This window comes from Streptomyces sp. NPDC046203, from assembly GCF_040646255.1.
Taxonomy (GTDB): domain Bacteria; phylum Actinomycetota; class Actinomycetes; order Streptomycetales; family Streptomycetaceae; genus Streptomyces.
Genome location: NZ_JBEYZX010000011.1, coordinates 26386 through 41960 on the forward strand (window position 1 = coordinate 26386; position 15575 = coordinate 41960).

Here is a 15575-nt window from a genome sequence, read left to right on the forward strand (position 1 = left end):
GGGGGAGCACACGGCGACGGCCCCGGGAACCGGGGCGTCGGGCGCGTCCGGCGCGTCCGGCGCTTCCGGGGAGGGCACGCCAGGGGAGGGTGCGATACGGCTGCGCCCGCCGGCCCACACGGTCGACGGGCGGGCCGTCGGCTGGTGGCGGGCGCGGCTGCTCCTCGCGACCGTCGTCCCGGTGGCCGTCCTGGTGGTGGCCGGCGTGCTCGTCGAGCCGGCCGCCGGCTGGCTGTTCGCCGCCGCCGGCGCGGTGGGCGCGGTGGGCCTCGCGGCCGTCGTGGGTCTCCCCGGCTGGTGGTTCCGGGTGCACCGGTGGGAGGTCACCGACGCCGCCGTGTACGTGCGGACCGGGGCGATCCTGCAGGAGTGGCGGATCGCCCCCATGTCCCGGATCCAGACGGTCGACACCGTACGGGGGCCGCTGGAGCGGGCGTACCGGCTGGCCACCGTCACCGTCACCACCGCCTCCTCGGCGGGCGCCCTGCGGATCGCGGGCCTCGACCACGAGCGCGCCGCCGAACTCGCCGAACGGCTCACCGCGATCACCCGGGCGACCCCGGGGGACGCCACATGAGCGTCCCCGCCGGCCCCGGCGCGTCCGACACAGCGTCCGGCATACCCGGATTCGCCATCCCCGGGACCGGCAGCCCTGCGACCGGCACCTCCGGCTCCGGCAGCCCCGTCGCTCCCGGCTCCGGCGACGCGGGCTGGCGGCGGCTCTCCGCCCGTTCCCCGCTCGCCGGGGCCACCATGCACTTCGGCATGGCCGCGGGCGCCGTGCTGCCCGCGTACGCCGGCGGCGGCGGTCCGTCCCGGTTCGCCCTCGCGCTGCTTTTCGGCGGAGTCCTGCTGATCGTCGGCGGCGTCGCCGCCGACGTGGTCCGGGTGTGCCGTACCCGCTACCGGGTGGGACTCGAACGGGTCGACCTGCACACCGGGCTCCTCACGGTCCGCGAACGCTCCCTGGCCCGGGACCGGATCCGCAGCGTCGATCTCACCGCCGGCCCCGTCGAGCGGCTGCTCGGCCTCGTCAAGGTCAGGATCGGCACCGGTGAGCAGACCGCCGGCGAATCCACCCTCGAACTCGACCTGGTCACCCGCGCCGAGGGCGAGCAGCTGCGGCGCGTCCTGCTCGGCCGGCCCGAGGGCCCGGCCGTCGTCACCGTCCACGACGGGGTCCTCGCCACCCTCGAACCGGGCTGGATCGGCTACGCCCCGGTCTCCTTCGTCACCCCGCTGCTCGGCATCGCCGCCACCGGGACGCTGCTCCAGACAGGCGACTGGGTCGGGGTGGGGGAGGAGGAGGCCGCCGGCTTCCTGGAGGACCGCTTCGCGGGCATTTCCCCGTACGGGGCGGCCCTCGGGGCGGCGCTGCTGGTCACCGTCGTCGGTGTGATCGGCGCGCTCGGCCGGTGGACCGAGATGTGGGCCCGCTACCGGCTCGAACGCGAGCCCGGCGGCACTCTCCGGGTCCGCCGCGGGCTTCTGACCTCCCGCTCCGTCTCCCTGGAGGAACGCCGGCTGCGGGGTGTCGAACTGGTCGAGCCGCTCGGCATACGGCTCTTCCGGGGCGCCCGTCTCGACGCCGTCGCCACCGGCCTCGCCCAGGACGACGACGACCAGCACGGCGACCTGAAGAACCTGCTGCCTCCGGTGCCCCGTGCCGTCGCCGACCGGGTCGCCGCCCAGGTGCTGCGCGTCCCCGAGACACCCACCGGCATCCCGCTCGCCGCCCACCCCCGGGCCGCCCGCACCCGCCGGGTCCGCCGGGCGCTCGTCGCCGTGCTCGCCCCATCGGTGGTGCTTGCCGTCCTCGGCGCCCGGCTCACCCCGGTCCTGTACTACGTGGCCGCCGGCACCGTACTCGTGTTCACCCCGCTCGCCCTGCTGCTCGCCCGCGACGCCTACCGCGGCCTCGGGCACGGCATCGGCGGCGCCTATCTGGTGACCCGTTCGGGCAGCGTGCGCCGCTCCACGGTCGCCCTCCAGCGCTCCGGGGTCATCGGCTGGACCATCCGGCAGACCTGGTTCCAGCGGCGTGCCGGGGTGCTGACGCTGCGCGCCACGACGGCCGCCGGAGAGGGCGCGTACGCCGTCCGCGACGCGGGCGAGAGCCAGGGCCTGGCCTTCGCCGCCGAGGCCGTACCGGACCTGTTGACGCCCTTCCTGGAGCCGGTTCCGTACCAGGCCCCGGGCAAGGAGCCGGGCAACGCGAAGGCCCGGCTCACCAAGGGGTGAACCGGGCCTGAGACGTGCCGTCGGCAGTCCCTGAGGCGTCAGGCGGACGTCTGCGGGTACAGCTCCCTCGGCAGCTCCGAGGCCGCCGCCGCGTCCAGCAGCCACAGCGTGCGCGCCTGCCCGCGGGCCCCGGCCGCCGGGGCCTGGATCTCGCCCGCGCCGGACAGCGCGATGGCCGCGGCCTTCGCCTTGTCCGCGCCCGCAGCGAGCAGCCAGACCTCCTTGGCGGCCCGGATCGCCGGAAGCGTCAGCGAGATCCGGACCGGCGGCGGCTTGGGCGCGCCGTGCACCCCGACGACCGTCCGCTCGGTCTCCCGGACCGCCGGCAGCTCGGGGAAGAGCGAGGCCACATGCGTGTCCGGGCCGACCCCCAGCATCAGGACGTCGAAGGTCGGCACCCCGTGGTGGTCGCCCGGGACGACCGCCGAGGCGAGCTGCGCCGCGTACGCCGCGGCCGCCGCCTCCACGTCGGAGCCGTACGGACCGTCCGAGGCCGGCATCGCGTGCACCCGCGCCGGGTCCAGCGGGACGCTGTCGAGCAGCGCCTCGCGGGCCTGGGTGACATTGCGCTCCGGGTCGCCCTCCGGCAGGAAGCGCTCGTCGCCCCACCACAGGTCGAGCCGTCCCCAGTCGATCGCGTCGCGGGCGGGCGCCGCGCGCAGGGCCGCGAGCAGCCCGTTGCCGTTGCGGCCGCCGGTGAGCACCACCGAGGCGGAGCCCCGGGCGGCCTGCGCGTCCACGATCCTGGTGATCAGCCGGGCCGCGGCGGCCTCGGCCATCAGTTCCTTGTCGCGGTGGACGACCAGCTGGGGCACGCTCACTTCGCCGCCGCCTTCCGGGAGGAGGACTTCCGGCCGCCGCGCCGGGACGATCCGGCGGACTCCTCGTCCGAGGCCGGCTCGTCCGAGGTGGCCTGGGCCTCGACGGTCTCCGCCGCCTCGGTGGCCTCCACGGCCCCGGCGCTTTCCACGGCCTCGGCGGCCTCGGCGGCCTCGGCGGCCTCCACGACCGGCTCCGGCGCGGTGGTCGCCGCCCGCTCGTCCAGCCGCTCCAGGCCGTACTTCAGCGCCGACGCGTAGGTGTCGTCCGGGTCCAGCCGGCGCAGCTCCTCCGCGATCAGCTCGGCCGTCTCGCGCCGCTTGAGCGCCACCGCGCGGTCCGGCTGGCCCTGGATGGACAGCGTCGCCAGGGAGCCGTCCGGGCGGTCGAGCACGATCGGACCGGCGTCGGTCTCCAGGCGTACGGAGGTCAGCCCCGGGCCCGTCGACGCGGCGCGCCGCACCGGAACCTGGAGCCGGTCCGCCAGCCACATGGCGAGCAGCTCGACGCTCGGGTTGAACTCCTCGCCCTCGACCGCCGCCGAGGTGACCTCGCACCGCACCTGGTCGAGCGCGGCGGCCAGCATCGAACGCCACGGGGTGATCCGGGACCACGACAGGTCCGTGTCGCCCGGGGTGTACGCGTCGGCGCGCGCGGTCAGCTCCTGGATCGGCTGCTCGGCGGCGTACGTGTCGGTGACACGGCGCTGGGCGAGGGCGCCCAGCGGGTCGTTGGCCGGGTCGGCCGGCGCGTTCACCGGCCACCAGACGACGACCGGCGCGTCCGGCAGGAGCAGCGGCAGCACCACCGACTGGGCGTGGTCGACGACCTCGCCGTACAGCCGGAGCACCACCGTCTCGCCGGTGCTGGCGTCGGCGCCGAGGCGGACCTCGGCGTCCAGCCGCGCGTTGGCGCGGTCCCGCGGGGTGCGCGAGACCCGCTTGATGACGACGAGGGTCCGCGAGGGGTGCTCGCGGGACGCCTCGTTGGCCGCCTTGAGCGCGTCGTAGGCGTTCTCCTCGTCGGTGACGATGACGAGGGTCAGCACCATGCCGACGGCCGGGGTTCCTATGGCCCGCCGCCCGAGCACCAGCGCCTTGTTGATCTTGGAGGACGTGGTGTCCGTCAGGTCGGTCTTCATGGCCGGCGCCAGCTCCTGCCGTCTCGTGCGAGCATCTCGTCCGCCTCGACCGGACCCCAGGTCCCGGACTCGTACTGGGCGGGCGTGCCGTTCTGGTCCCAGAACCGCTCGATCGGGTCGAGGATCTTCCAGGACAGCTCGACCTCCTCGACCCGCGGGAAGAGGTTGGAGTCGCCGAGCAGGACGTCGAGGATGAGCCGCTCGTACGCCTCCGGGCTGGACTCGGTGAAGGACTCGCCGTAGGCGAAGTCCATCGACACGTCCCGGATCTCCATCTGGGTGCCGGGCACCTTGGAGCCGAAGCGCATCGTGACGCCCTCGTCCGGCTGGACGCGGATCACGATGGCGTTCCGGCCGAGCTCCTCGGTCGCCGTGTGGTCGAACGGGGAGTGCGGGGCGCGCTGGAAGACCACCGCGATCTCGGTGACCCGGCGGCCCAGCCGCTTGCCGGTGCGCAGATAGAAGGGGACGCCCGCCCAGCGGCGGTTGTCGATGCCCAGCTTGATCGCCGCGTAGGTGTCGGTCTTCGACTGCGGGTCGATCCCGTCTTCCTCCAGGTAGCCGACGGCCCGCTCGCCGCCCTGCCAGCCCGCCGCGTACTGCCCGCGGACCGTGGACTCGGCGAGGTCCTTCGGCAGCCGTACGGCGCCGAGCACCTTGGTCTTCTCCGCGGCGAGCGCGTCGGCGTCGAAGGAGGCGGGCTCCTCCATCGCGGTGAGCGCCAGCAGCTGGAGCAGGTGGTTCTGGATGACGTCACGGGCCGCGCCGATGCCGTCGTAGTAGCCGGCCCGGCCGCCGATGCCGATGTCCTCGGCCATGGTGATCTGCACGTGGTCGACGTACGACCGGTTCCAGATCGGCTCGAAGAGGGTGTTGGCGAAGCGGAGCGCCAGGATGTTCTGGACGGTCTCCTTGCCGAGGTAGTGGTCGATCCGGAAGACCGCCTCGGGCGGGAAGACCTCGTGGACGATGTCGTTGAGTTCCTTCGCCGACGCCAGGTCGTGGCCGAAGGGCTTCTCGATCACCGCGCGGCGCCAGGAGTCGTTCTTCTGGTCGGCGAGCCCGTGCTTCTTCAGCTGCTGGACGACCAGGGGGAAGAACTTCGGCGGTACGGAGAGGTAGAAGGCGAAGTTGCCGCCCGTGCCCTGCTCCTTGTCCACGTCCTCGATGGTGGCCTTCAGCTGCTCGAAGGCGTCGTCGTCGTCGAAGTCGCCCTGGACGAACCGCATGCCCTGGCTCAGCTGCTGCCACACCTCCTCGCGGAACGGGGTGCGCGCGTGCTGCTTGACGGCGTCGTGGACCTCCTGGGCGAAGTCCTCGTCGTGCCACTCACGGCGGGCGAAACCGATGAGGGAGAAGCCCGGCGGCAGCAGACCCCGGTTGGCGAGGTCGTAGACGGCGGGCATCAGCTTCTTGCGGGACAGATCGCCCGTGACACCGAAAATCACCAGACCCGACGGCCCCGCGATACGCGGGAGCCGTCGGTCTGCGGCGTCACGGAGCGGATTGGCTCCGGTGACTGCGCTCAAGGGGACTACGCCTCCGAGGGTGCGAGGCGGGTGAGCTCCGCCTCGGTCGACGTGAGCAGGTCGGTCCAGGCGGCCTCGAACTTCTCGACGCCCTCGTCCTCCAGGACCTGGACGACATCGTCGTACGAGATGCCCAGCTTGGCCACCGCGTCGAGGACCCGGCGGGACTCCTCGTAGGTGCCGCGGATGGTGTCGCCGGCGACCACGCCGTGGTCGGCGGTGGCCTCCAGGGTGCCCTCCGGCATGGTGTTGACGGTGCCCGGGGCGACCAGGTCCACCACGTACAGGGTGTCCTTGTACGCCGGGTCCTTCACACCGGTCGAGGCCCACAGCGGACGCTGCTTGTTGGCGTGCGCCTTGTCGAGGGCGGCCCAGCGGGCGGAGCCGAAGACCTCCTCGTAGGCCTCGTAGGCCAGACGGGCGTTGGCGAGCGCCGACTTGCCCTTGAGGGCCTTGGCCTCGTCGGTGCCGACGCCGTCCAGGCGCTTGTCGATCTCGCTGTCCACGCGGGACACGAAGAACGACGCCACCGAGTGGATCTCGGAGAGGTCGAGGCCGCGCTCGCGGGCCTTCTCCAGGCCCGCCAGGTAGGCGTCCATGACCGCGCGGTAGCGCTCCAGGGAGAAGATCAGCGTCACGTTGACGCTGATGCCGAGGCCGATGACCTCGGTGATCGCCGGCAGACCCGCCTTGGTGGCCGGGATCTTGATGAGGGTGTTGGGGCGGTCCACCAGCCAGGCCAGCTGCTTGGCCTCGGCGACGGTCGCGACCGTCTCGTGGGCCAGGCGCGGGTCGACCTCGATGGAGACCCGGCCGTCCTGGCCGTCGGTGGAGTCGAAGACCGGCCGCAGGATGTCGGCGGCGTCGCGGACGTCGGCCGTCGTGATCATGCGGATGGCCTCGTCCACGGTCACCTTGCGGGCGGCGAGATCGGCCAGCTGCCGCTCGTAGCCGTCGCCCGAGGAGATCGCCTTCTGGAAGATGGACGGGTTGGTGGTCACGCCCACCACATGGCTCTGGTCGATCAGCTCGGCCAGGTTGCCGGACGTGATCCGCTTGCGCGAGAGATCGTCCAGCCAGATCGCGACGCCTTCGTCGGAGAGGCGCTTGAGAGCGTCTGTCATGAGAGTTGCATCTCCATTAGTCGTACGTAATCGCGCGTATCCGCGTCAGCGCGCGGCGGCGGCGATCGATTCCCGGGCGGCCGAGGCGATCGCCTCCGGCGTGAATCCGAACTCGCGGAACAGGACCTTGGCGTCCGCCGAGGCACCGAAGTGCTCCAGGGAGACGATCCGGCCGGCGTCGCCGACGTACCGGTGCCAGGTCAGGCCGACCCCGGCCTCGACCGCGACCCGCGCCTTGACCGACGGCGGCAGGACGGAGTCCTTGTACGCCTGGTCCTGCTCCTCGAACCATTCCACGGACGGCATCGAGACCACCCGGGTCGGCACGCCGGCGGCCTGGAGCTGCTCGCGGGCCTCGACGGCCAGGTGCACCTCGGAGCCGGTCGCGATGAGGATGGCCTCCGGCGTGCCGCCGTCGGCCTCGAACAGCACGTAGCCGCCCTTGACGGTGTCCTCGTTCGGCGCGTAGACGGGCACGCCCTGGCGGGTGAGGGCCAGACCGTGCGGGGCGCCCTTGCCGTACACCCGGGTGTGGCGCTCGGTGATCTCGCGCCAGGCGATGGCCGTCTCGTTGGCGTCGGCCGGCCGGACCACGACGAGACCCGGGATCGCGCGCAGCGCGGCCAGGTGCTCCACCGGCTGGTGGGTCGGGCCGTCCTCGCCGAGACCGATCGAGTCGTGCGTCCACACGTACGTCACCGGCAGGTGCATCAGCGCGGACAGCCGGACGGCGTTGCGCATGTAGTCGGAGAACACCAGGAAGGTGCCGCCGTAGACGCGGGTGTTGCCGTGCAGGGCGATGCCGTTCATCTCCGCGGCCATGGAGTGCTCGCGGATGCCGAAGTGGATCGTTCGGCCGTACGGGTCCGCCTCGGGCAGCGGGTTGCCCTCGGGGAGGAACGAGGACGACTTGTCGATCGTGGTGTTGTTCGAGCCGGCGAGGTCGGCCGAGCCGCCCCACAGCTCGGGGAGCACCGAACCGAGCGCCTGGAGCACCTTGCCGGAGGCGGCGCGGGTCGCCACGCTCGAACCGGGCTCGAAGACCGGCAGCTTCTCGGCCCAGCCGGCCGGCAGCTCGTTCGCCTGGATCCGGTCGAAGGAGGCCGCCCGCTCCGGGTTGGCCGTACGCCACGCGGCGAGCGACTTCTCCCACTCGGCGCGGGCCTCGCGGCCCCGGTCGCCCAGCGCGCGGGTGTGCCCGACGACCTCGTCGGAGACCTCGAAGGACTGCTCCGGGTCGAAGCCGAGGACGCGCTTGGTGGCGGCGACCTCGTCGGCGCCGAGCGCCGAGCCGTGCGCGGCCTCGGTGTTCTGCGCGTTCGGGGCGGGCCAGGCGATGATCGAGCGCATCGCGATGAACGACGGGCGCTCGGTCTCGGCCTCGGCGGCCCGGATCGCCGCGTACAGCGCGACCGGGTCCAGATCGCCGTCGGCCTTGGGCTCCACGCGCTGGACGTGCCAGCCGTACGCCTCGTACCGCTTCATCGTGTCCTCGGACACGGCGGTCTCGGTGTCGCCCTCGATCGAGATGTGGTTGTCGTCCCACAGCAGGGTCAGGTTGCCGAGCTTCTGGTGACCCGCGAGCGAGGACGCCTCGGCGGAGATGCCCTCCTGGAGGCAGCCGTCGCCGGCGATCACGTACACGTGGTGGTCGAACGGGGAGGCGCCCTTGGCCGCCTCCGGGTCGAACAGACCGCGCTCGTAGCGGGCGGCCATGGCCATGCCCACCGCGTTGGCGACACCCTGGCCCAGCGGACCGGTGGTCGTCTCCACGCCCGCCGTGTGGCCGTACTCCGGGTGACCCGGGGTCTTCGAGCCCCAGGTGCGGAAGGCCTTCAGGTCGTCGAGCTCCAGCCCGAACCCGCCCAGGTACAGCTGGGTGTACAGGGTCAGCGAGGAGTGCCCGGCGGAGAGGACGAACCGGTCGCGGCCCACCCACTGCGGGTCGGCCGGATCGTGCCGCATCACCTTCTGGAAGAGGGTGTACGCGGCGGGTGCGAGGCTCATCGCCGTGCCGGGATGGCCGTTGCCGACCTTCTGCACGGCGTCGGCGGCGAGAACGCGGGCGGTGTCCACGGCCCGCTGGTCCAGATCGGTCCATTCGAGGTCTGTGGTCGTCTGCTTAGTGCTCACCCTGAGTCAGGGCTCCTCTCCGCATGTCGTTGGCCGGTGACGGAGGGTGTCCCGGCGTGGTCGAGCCTACCCCTGGAAATCGCCACTCTTTTCGTGTCCAGGCCCCTCAAATGAGCGGCTTTGGCAACACGGCGAAGGGGTGGCCGTCTTCGCCTTCCGGGGCCGGGCCGGAGGCGGGGTCCGCGCGTGCCGGCTCACGCATCGAGGAGCCCCGGCGCGCGCCCGGTCCCGGGAGTGTTCGCGCAGGTCGCCCCGGGGCCGCCGGCGAGGCGGGGTGACACGAGCCCACCCCGAATAAGAACGAGGTATGGGCAACGTCTACAGTGGCGTGGTACGCGCAAGTTTCGCCCTGCCCGCAGGCGGGGAGGCTTGCTGGGATTTCTCTGTCAGGGGTGTGCGTGACGGCCGTCGAGTCCCGACCCGCAGGGGTCGTCTTGACTCCCAGCCCGGCGGGCCATCGGCCGTTCGGGGCCCGCGTCAAGGCATTCGTGGCGCTGACGAAGCCGCGGATCATCGAGCTTCTGCTCATCACCACCGTTCCGGTGATGTTCCTCGCCGAACAGGGCGTGCCGAACCTCTGGCTGGTGCTCGCCACCTGCTTCGGCGGCTACCTGTCCGCGGGCGGCGCCAACGCGCTGAACATGTACATCGACCGCGACATCGACGCGCTCATGGACCGTACGGCCCAGCGTCCGCTGGTCACCGGCATGGTCTCGCCGCGCGAGGCGCTGGTCTTCGGCATCTCCCTCGGCGTGGTGTCGACGCTCTGGTTCGGACTGCTCGTCAACTGGCTGTCCGCCTGGCTGTCGCTCGGCGCGCTGCTCTTCTACGTGGTCGTCTACACGATGATCCTCAAGCGGCGCACCGCCCAGAACATCGTCTGGGGCGGCATCGCCGGCTGTCTGCCGGTCCTCATCGGCTGGTCGGCGGTGACCGACTCGATGTCCTGGGCCGCCGTCATCCTCTTCCTCGTCATCTTCTTCTGGACGCCGCCGCACTACTGGCCGCTGTCGATGAAGGTGAAGGAGGACTACGCCCGCGCGGGCGTGCCGATGCTGCCGGTGCTGGCCTCCAACAAGGTCGTCGCCAAGCAGATCGTCCTCTACAGCTGGGTGATGGTCGGCGTCTCGCTGCTGCTCACCCCGCTGGGCTACACCGGCTGGTTCTACACGGCGGTGGCCCTGGTCACCGGCGGCTGGTGGCTGTGGGAGGCGCACGCGCTCCTGGGCCGCGCCAAGTCCGAGGTGACCGGCGCGAAGCTCAAGGAGATGCGCCTGTTCCACTGGTCCATCACCTATGTCTCGCTGCTGTTCGTGGCGGTCGCGGTGGACCCCTTCCTGCGCTGACCCCTCTGAAGCATCCGGCTCGACGGCCGGGGCGCGTGGCCCACGCCACGTGCCCCGGCCGTCGCCACGTGATCTACCCGCGAGTAGCATCTGCTGCATGGCAGAAACGAAGCAGGCGGAGCGCAAGGCGGCCAAGCTGGCCCGCGAGATCAAGGCGTTCTCCGGTAAGCACGGCGGCGCCGAGGGCCAGCTGGCCCACATCGGCCAGGCGGGCACCCGGATCGTCCTCGTCGGCGAGGATGGCGGCTGGGGCGACCTGGTGGCCCCCGACTACGCGATCGCCCAGCAGGCCGCCGAGCTGGCCGGGCTCACCCTGCACGACGAGTTCGACGGCGAGTTCGCCGCGAAGGTCGTCACGGGGCCGTACGAGTGGACCCGCATGGCGGGCATCCAGGTCGGCGGTCCGTCGAACGGCTGAGCCGTTCCCCCTCCTCTTCACCGACTGACACCGCTGGTCCGGTCGGCTTCCGCGCCCGCGCCCTGCCACAGGACGCGGGCGCGGGTGCGTCCGGTGGCGAGTGGGTGATGTCGGAGCGAGGCCCAGGGTGTCGCCGCTCGGCATCACAAGGCACCCATATAAAGCCTTTGTGAATAATTCGCCGTATCTGTCGTATATGTCGCGCGTGGCGCATGTGTCACGTAGATCGCATGTATCGGGGTGTCGCCGCTCGCTGCGTACCCTGCTGGCGGCTCTGGCCGCCGCACTGTTCCTGACCGGTCTCGCCGCCCCGGCCGCCCATGCGGCCCCACCGGCGGGCACAGCGCTGAGCTGGGGCTTCAACCTCTCGGGCCAGCTGGGCAACGGCACCACCACCAACAGCGACGTCCCCGTGGGGGTGCACCTCCCCGCGGGCACCACGGTCACCGCCGTGGCCGCAGCCAACTTCCACGCTCTGGCGCTGACGTCCGACGGCCGGGTCCTCGCCTGGGGCGCCGGCTACGCGGGCCAGCTCGGCGACGGCACCACCACCGGAAGCACCACCCCGGTCGCCGTCGACCTCCCGGCGGGCACCACGGTCACCGCCATCGCCGCGAACGGCGGGCACAGTCTGGCGCTGACGTCCGACGGCCGGGTCCTGGCCTGGGGCGTCAACACCTACGGCGAGCTGGGCGACGGCACGACGACCGAGCGCCTCACCCCGGTCGCCGTCGACCTCCCCGCCGGCGTCACCGTCACCGCCATCACCGCGGGCAACAGTGAGAGCGCGGCGCTGACCTCCGACGGCCGCGTCTACGCCTGGGGCCGCAACGACCTCGGCCAACTGGGCGACGGTACGACGGCCGACAGCACCACTCCTGTCCTCGTCGCCATCCCCGCGGGCACCACCATCAGCGCCGTCTCCATGGGCAGCTTCCACAGCCTGGCGCTGACGTCCGACGGCGGTGTCCTCGCCTGGGGCGACAACGGCAACGGTCAGCTCGGCGACGGTACGACGACCACCCGCACCACCCCGGTCGCCACCCTCATCCCGGCGGGCACCACGATCACGGCGGTCGCGGCGGGCACCAACCACAGCCTGGCGCTGACCTCCGACCACGGGGTCCTGGCCTGGGGCTCCAACATCGGAGGCCAGCTCGGCAACGGCTCCCTCATGGAGAGCGACATCCCTGTCACCGTCCTTCTCCCCCCGGGCGTCACCGTCACCGCCGTCGCCGCGGGACACAGCGACAGCCTGGCGCTGACCTCCACCGGCCGGATCCTCGCCTGGGGCGCCAACTACTACGGTGCGCTGGGCGACGGCTCCACCATCCCCCGAGAGGTCCCCATCTTCACCGACCTCCCGGAAGGCGCCCGGGCCACCGCGATCGCCGCGGGCCGCTGGTACAGCCTGGCGGTGGTGGGGGAGCCGTCGAGCACCACCACGCTCACCGCCTCCCCGACCACGGTCACCGAGGGCCGGCCGGTCACCCTGACCGCCGAGGTGACCTGTGACCTCGGCACTCCCACCGGCGAGGTCACCTTCTCCAGCGGCGGCACCCCGATCGGCTCGGCTCCCGTCGGCAGCGACGGCCGCGCCGAGATCTCCGTCTCCGACCTCGGCGTGGGCACCCACCAGATCACGGCCCACTACGCGGGCGACGCCACCTGCCCGGCCTCCGTCTCCGCACCGGTCACGATCACCGTGAACGCCGAAGGCGGCGGCTACGGGGACTACGGGGACCACGGCTCCTCCAGCTGACCCCACCCGTACCCGGCACACACGACACATGACAAGGGGCGCTCCGCAGGGAGCGCCCCTTGTCATGTGTCTCGTACCCGTGACCTCGCGGCCTCTTACAGCGCGGCCATCTCCGGAGCCTTCGCCGGGAGCTCCGGCTCCGCGGACGGGCGCTCGCGCAGGCTCATGGCCAGCCGGACGACGGCGACCCACATCAGCGAGGAGCCGAGCATATGGGCGCCGACCAGGATCTCGGGGACGCCGGTGAAGTACTGGACGTAGCCGATGACGCCCTGCGCGGCCAGCACGACGAGCAGGTCGCGGGCCCGGGCACGGGTGTCGTCCGGGGCGTCGACGACGCGCAGGATCAGCCACATCGCGATGGCGAGGGCGCAGACCAGCCAGGCGGCGATGGCGTGGACATGGGCCGCGTTGGTCCAGTCCCACGGCATGCGCGGGACGTCGCTGCTGTCGCCCGCGTGCTTGCCGGCGCCGGTCACCGTCGTACCGAGCGCGATCAGGACCGCCGAGACGACGACGATCGCCCAGGACAGCTTGCGTACGGGACGCGGCACGCGCGGCTTCGGCGCGCCGTCGCCCTCGCCGACCCGGATCCAGGTGATCGTGGCGACGGTCAGCAGCGCGTTGGCGGCCATGAAGTGGCCGGCCACGGTCCACGGGTTGAGGCCCATCCAGACGGTGATGCCGCCGATCACGGCGTTGCTCATCACCATCCAGAACTGGGCCCAGGCGAGCCGGGTGAGGTTCCGGCGGCGGGGCTTGGCGCTGCGCGTGGCGAAGATGGCCCAGCCGACGGCGGCGGACAGCACATAGGTCAGCATGCGGTTGCCGAACTCGACGGCACCGTGGAAGCCCTGCTCGGCGGTGACGATCAGGCTGCCGTCCGTGCACTTCGGCCAGGTGTCGCAGCCGAGGCCGGAGCCGGTCAGCCGGACCGCGCCGCCGGTGACGATGATGATCACGCTCATCACGACGGCGGAGAGCGCGGCGCGCCGGACGATCCGGGGAGACGGAGTCCAGCGCTGGGCGATGAAGGCAAGGGGGGTTCGCACGGGCCCATCGTAGGCGGGGGCTTGTGCACGGTTTCACGAGGGGGTGGTTCCGGGGCGAGTCGACGCGAAACGTCACTGCATCGCCACGTACCGCGTCAACCGGACGCGCCTGAGACAGCCCCGAGGAGGCCCCTGAGGCGGCTCCTGGGGCGGGCCCGGAGAACCCCCGGAGAGCCCCTGCGACGGCCCCGGAGACCCCTGGGCATCCCCGGAAAACGCACTGGGGCGCACCCCGAGAGGTGCGCCCCCGCAGTCCCTCTGCCCCTACTCCCAGCGGAAGAACCTGGCCGCCGCGCCAAGCCCCAGGACCGCCCACACGGCGAGGATCAGCGCGTCGCCCCACGGCATCATCGCGCCGTCCTGGAGGACGTCCCGCAGGCCGCCGGAGAGGGCGGCGATGGGCAGCAGTCCGAGGACGTTCTGCGCGGCCTCGGGGAACTTGTCGAGCGGCACGACCACGCCGCCGCCGATGAGCAGCAGCAGGAAGACCAGGTTGGCGGCGGCCAGCGTCGCCTCGGCCTTGAGGGTGCCGGCCATCAGCAGGCCGATGCCGGAGAAGGCCGCCGTGCCGAGCACCAGCAGGAGGAGCACGGCGAACGGGTTGCCCTCGGGCGACCAGCCGAGCGCGAAGGCGATGACGGTGAGCAGGATCACCTGGAGGATCTCGGTGACCAGCACCGACAGCGTCTTCGCGGTCATCAGGCCCCAGCGCGGCAGCGGGGAGGCCGCGAGCCGCTTGAGCACCCCGTAGCGGCGTTCGAAGCCGGTGGCGATGGCCTGGCCGGTGAAGGCGGTGGACATCACCGCGAGGGCGAGGATGCCGGGGGCGAGGAAGTCCACGGCCTTGCCGTCGCCCGTGTCGACGATGTCGACGGAGGAGAAGAGCACGAGCAGCAGGGTGGGGATGACGACCGTGAGGAGCAGCTGCTCGCCGTTGCGCAGCAGCATCTTCGTCTCCAGGACGGCCTGCGCGCCGATCATGCGCGGGAGCGGGGCCGCTCCCGGCTTCGGGGTGTACGTACCGGCGCTCATCCGCGCAGCTCCCGCCCGGTCAGTTCGAGGAACACGTCTTCGAGGGTGTGGCGCTCGACGGAGATCCGGTCCGGCATCACGCCGTTCTGGGCGCACCAGGACGTGACCGTCGCGAGCAGCTGGGGGTCGATCTCCCCGGTCACGCGATAGGCGCCGGGGGTGGTCTCGGTGGCCGAGCTGCCGTCGGGCAGGGCCTTCAGGAGCGAGCCGGTGTCGAGGCCGGGGCGGCCGGTGAAGCGCAGGGTGTTCTCCGCGCCGCCTCGGCACAGCTGCTCCGGGGAGCCCTGGGCGATGACCTTGCCGCCGTCGACCACGGCCACGTCGTCGGCGAGCTGTTCGGCCTCGTCCATGTGGTGGGTGGTGAGGATGACGGAGACGCCGTCGGTCCGCAGATCGCGGACCAGATCCCAGGTCGCGCGGCGGGCCTGCGGGTCGAGTCCGGCGGTCGGCTCGTCGAGGAAGACCAGTTCCGGCCGTCCTACGACGGCCATGGCGAGCGCGAGCCGCTGCTGCTGGCCGCCGGACAGCCGCCGGTAGCCGGTGCGGCCGCAGCTGCCCAGGCCCAGGCGTTCGATCAGGGCGTCCACGTCGAGCGGGTGCGCGTGCAGCCGGGCCACATGGCGCAGCATCTCGTCGGCGCGGGCGCCGGAGTAGACGCCGCCGGACTGGAGCATCACACCGATCCGGGGCCGCAGCCGGGCGGCTTCCCCGACCGGGTCGAGGCCGAGGACCCGGACGGTTCCGGAGTCCGGCCTGCGGTAACCCTCGCAGGTCTCGATGGTGGTCGTCTTGCCCGCCCCGTTCGGGCCGAGGACGGCGGTGATGCCGGGGTGGGCGGTCAGATCGAGACCGTCGACCGCGGTCTTGTCTCCGTACCGCTTCACCAGACTTTCGATCCGGAGGACGGGCTCGCTTCGCATGGTGGTCAAGTCTAGAGACGCGTCCGAGGTGGTCGGTCCACGGGGGCGGGCCGGGGCG

General features: G+C 72.3%; 13 protein-coding genes. 5 read left to right on the forward strand and 8 right to left on the reverse strand.

The genetic code is table 11. From position 1 onward, the window contains the following. Nucleotides 1–94: 94 nt before the first annotated feature. Together ABZ990_RS11985 and ABZ990_RS11990 are read left to right on the forward strand one after the other, a co-directional pair. Nucleotides 95–577 (forward strand): PH domain-containing protein, encoded by a 483-nt coding sequence (locus ABZ990_RS11985; RefSeq protein ID WP_361229536.1) that lies wholly within the window; start codon nt 95–97, stop codon nt 575–577. Next, nucleotides 574–2241: a PH domain-containing protein gene (locus tag ABZ990_RS11990; RefSeq protein ID WP_361229228.1), complete on the forward strand. Its 1668-nt coding sequence runs from the start codon at nt 574–576 to the stop codon at nt 2239–2241. Before ABZ990_RS11985 ends, ABZ990_RS11990 begins: the two co-directional genes overlap by 4 nt. A gap of 38 nt (nt 2242–2279) precedes the next feature. Here ABZ990_RS11990 and pgl read toward each other — a convergent pair whose 3' ends face one another. Genes pgl through tkt form a run of 5 tightly spaced genes read right to left on the reverse strand, consistent with a single transcriptional unit; the run spans nt 2280 to nt 8987 of the window. Then, on the reverse strand, nt 2280–3062 hold the full coding sequence (pgl, locus tag ABZ990_RS11995; RefSeq protein ID WP_361229231.1) for a 6-phosphogluconolactonase: 783 nt from the start codon (nt 3060–3062) through the stop codon (nt 2280–2282). After that, on the reverse strand, nt 3059–4201 hold the full coding sequence (opcA, locus tag ABZ990_RS12000; protein ID WP_361229234.1) for a glucose-6-phosphate dehydrogenase assembly protein OpcA: 1143 nt from the start codon (nt 4199–4201) through the stop codon (nt 3059–3061). Before opcA ends, pgl begins: the two co-directional genes overlap by 4 nt. Next, nucleotides 4198–5730, reverse strand: coding sequence for a glucose-6-phosphate dehydrogenase (zwf, locus tag ABZ990_RS12005; RefSeq protein WP_361229237.1), 1533 nt, complete (start codon nt 5728–5730; stop codon nt 4198–4200). The genes opcA and zwf overlap by 4 nt, the downstream gene beginning before the upstream one ends. 5 nt (nt 5731–5735) lie before the next feature. Further along, nucleotides 5736–6854 carry a transaldolase gene (gene tal / locus ABZ990_RS12010; protein ID WP_361229240.1) on the reverse strand — a complete coding sequence of 373 codons (1119 nt, stop codon included), beginning with the start codon at nt 6852–6854 and terminating at the stop codon, nt 5736–5738. 45 nt (nt 6855–6899) lie between these two features. After that, nucleotides 6900–8987 (reverse strand): transketolase, encoded by a 2088-nt coding sequence (gene tkt, locus ABZ990_RS12015; RefSeq protein ID WP_361229243.1) that lies wholly within the window; start codon nt 8985–8987, stop codon nt 6900–6902. A 398-nt stretch (nt 8988–9385) separates the two neighbouring features. Here tkt and ABZ990_RS12020 point away from each other — a divergent pair, with 398 nt between their 5' ends. The 3 genes from ABZ990_RS12020 (at nt 9386) to ABZ990_RS12030 (ending at nt 12513) form a co-directional block, all read left to right on the forward strand. Next, nucleotides 9386–10333 carry a heme o synthase gene (locus ABZ990_RS12020; protein WP_361229246.1) on the forward strand — a complete coding sequence of 316 codons (948 nt, stop codon included), beginning with the start codon at nt 9386–9388 and terminating at the stop codon, nt 10331–10333. Nucleotides 10334–10430: 97 nt separating this feature from the next. Continuing rightward, nucleotides 10431–10751 carry a hypothetical protein gene (locus ABZ990_RS12025; RefSeq protein WP_361229249.1) on the forward strand — a complete coding sequence of 107 codons (321 nt, stop codon included), beginning with the start codon at nt 10431–10433 and terminating at the stop codon, nt 10749–10751. Nucleotides 10752–10965: 214 nt separating this feature from the next. Beyond that, the gene (locus ABZ990_RS12030; protein WP_361229252.1) at nt 10966–12513 is read left to right on the forward strand and encodes an Ig-like domain repeat protein; all 1548 of its coding nucleotides are present in this window, start codon (nt 10966–10968) and stop codon (nt 12511–12513) included. A 95-nt stretch (nt 12514–12608) separates the two neighbouring features. Here the strand turns inward: ABZ990_RS12030 and ABZ990_RS12035 are convergent, their stop codons facing one another. From ABZ990_RS12035 to ABZ990_RS12045, 3 genes are all read right to left on the reverse strand, one after another. Continuing rightward, on the reverse strand, nt 12609–13565 hold the full coding sequence (locus ABZ990_RS12035; RefSeq protein WP_361229255.1) for a COX15/CtaA family protein: 957 nt from the start codon (nt 13563–13565) through the stop codon (nt 12609–12611). A gap of 264 nt (nt 13566–13829) precedes the next feature. Then, nucleotides 13830–14597, reverse strand: coding sequence for an ABC transporter permease (locus ABZ990_RS12040; RefSeq protein ID WP_361229258.1), 768 nt, complete (start codon nt 14595–14597; stop codon nt 13830–13832). Continuing rightward, nucleotides 14594–15517 carry an ABC transporter ATP-binding protein gene (locus tag ABZ990_RS12045; RefSeq protein WP_361229261.1) on the reverse strand — a complete coding sequence of 308 codons (924 nt, stop codon included), beginning with the start codon at nt 15515–15517 and terminating at the stop codon, nt 14594–14596. The genes ABZ990_RS12040 and ABZ990_RS12045 overlap by 4 nt, the downstream gene beginning before the upstream one ends. Nucleotides 15518–15575: the final 58 nt, after the last annotated feature.

Bases quoted from the DNA above. Each gene is read 5' to 3' on its own strand.
- ABZ990_RS11990 (WP_361229228.1), top strand. From the start codon at position 574: ATGAGCGTCCCCGCCGGCCCCGGCGCGTCCGACACAGCGTCCGGCATA.
- tal (WP_361229240.1), bottom strand. From the start codon at position 6,854: ATGACAGACGCTCTCAAGCGCCTCTCCGACGAAGGCGTCGCGATCTGG.
- opcA (WP_361229234.1), bottom strand. From the start codon at position 4,201: ATGAAGACCGACCTGACGGACACCACGTCCTCCAAGATCAACAAGGCG.
- ABZ990_RS12025 (WP_361229249.1), top strand. From the start codon at position 10,431: ATGGCAGAAACGAAGCAGGCGGAGCGCAAGGCGGCCAAGCTGGCCCGC.
- ABZ990_RS12040 (WP_361229258.1), bottom strand. From the start codon at position 14,597: ATGAGCGCCGGTACGTACACCCCGAAGCCGGGAGCGGCCCCGCTCCCG.
- ABZ990_RS12045 (WP_361229261.1), bottom strand. From the start codon at position 15,517: ATGCGAAGCGAGCCCGTCCTCCGGATCGAAAGTCTGGTGAAGCGGTAC.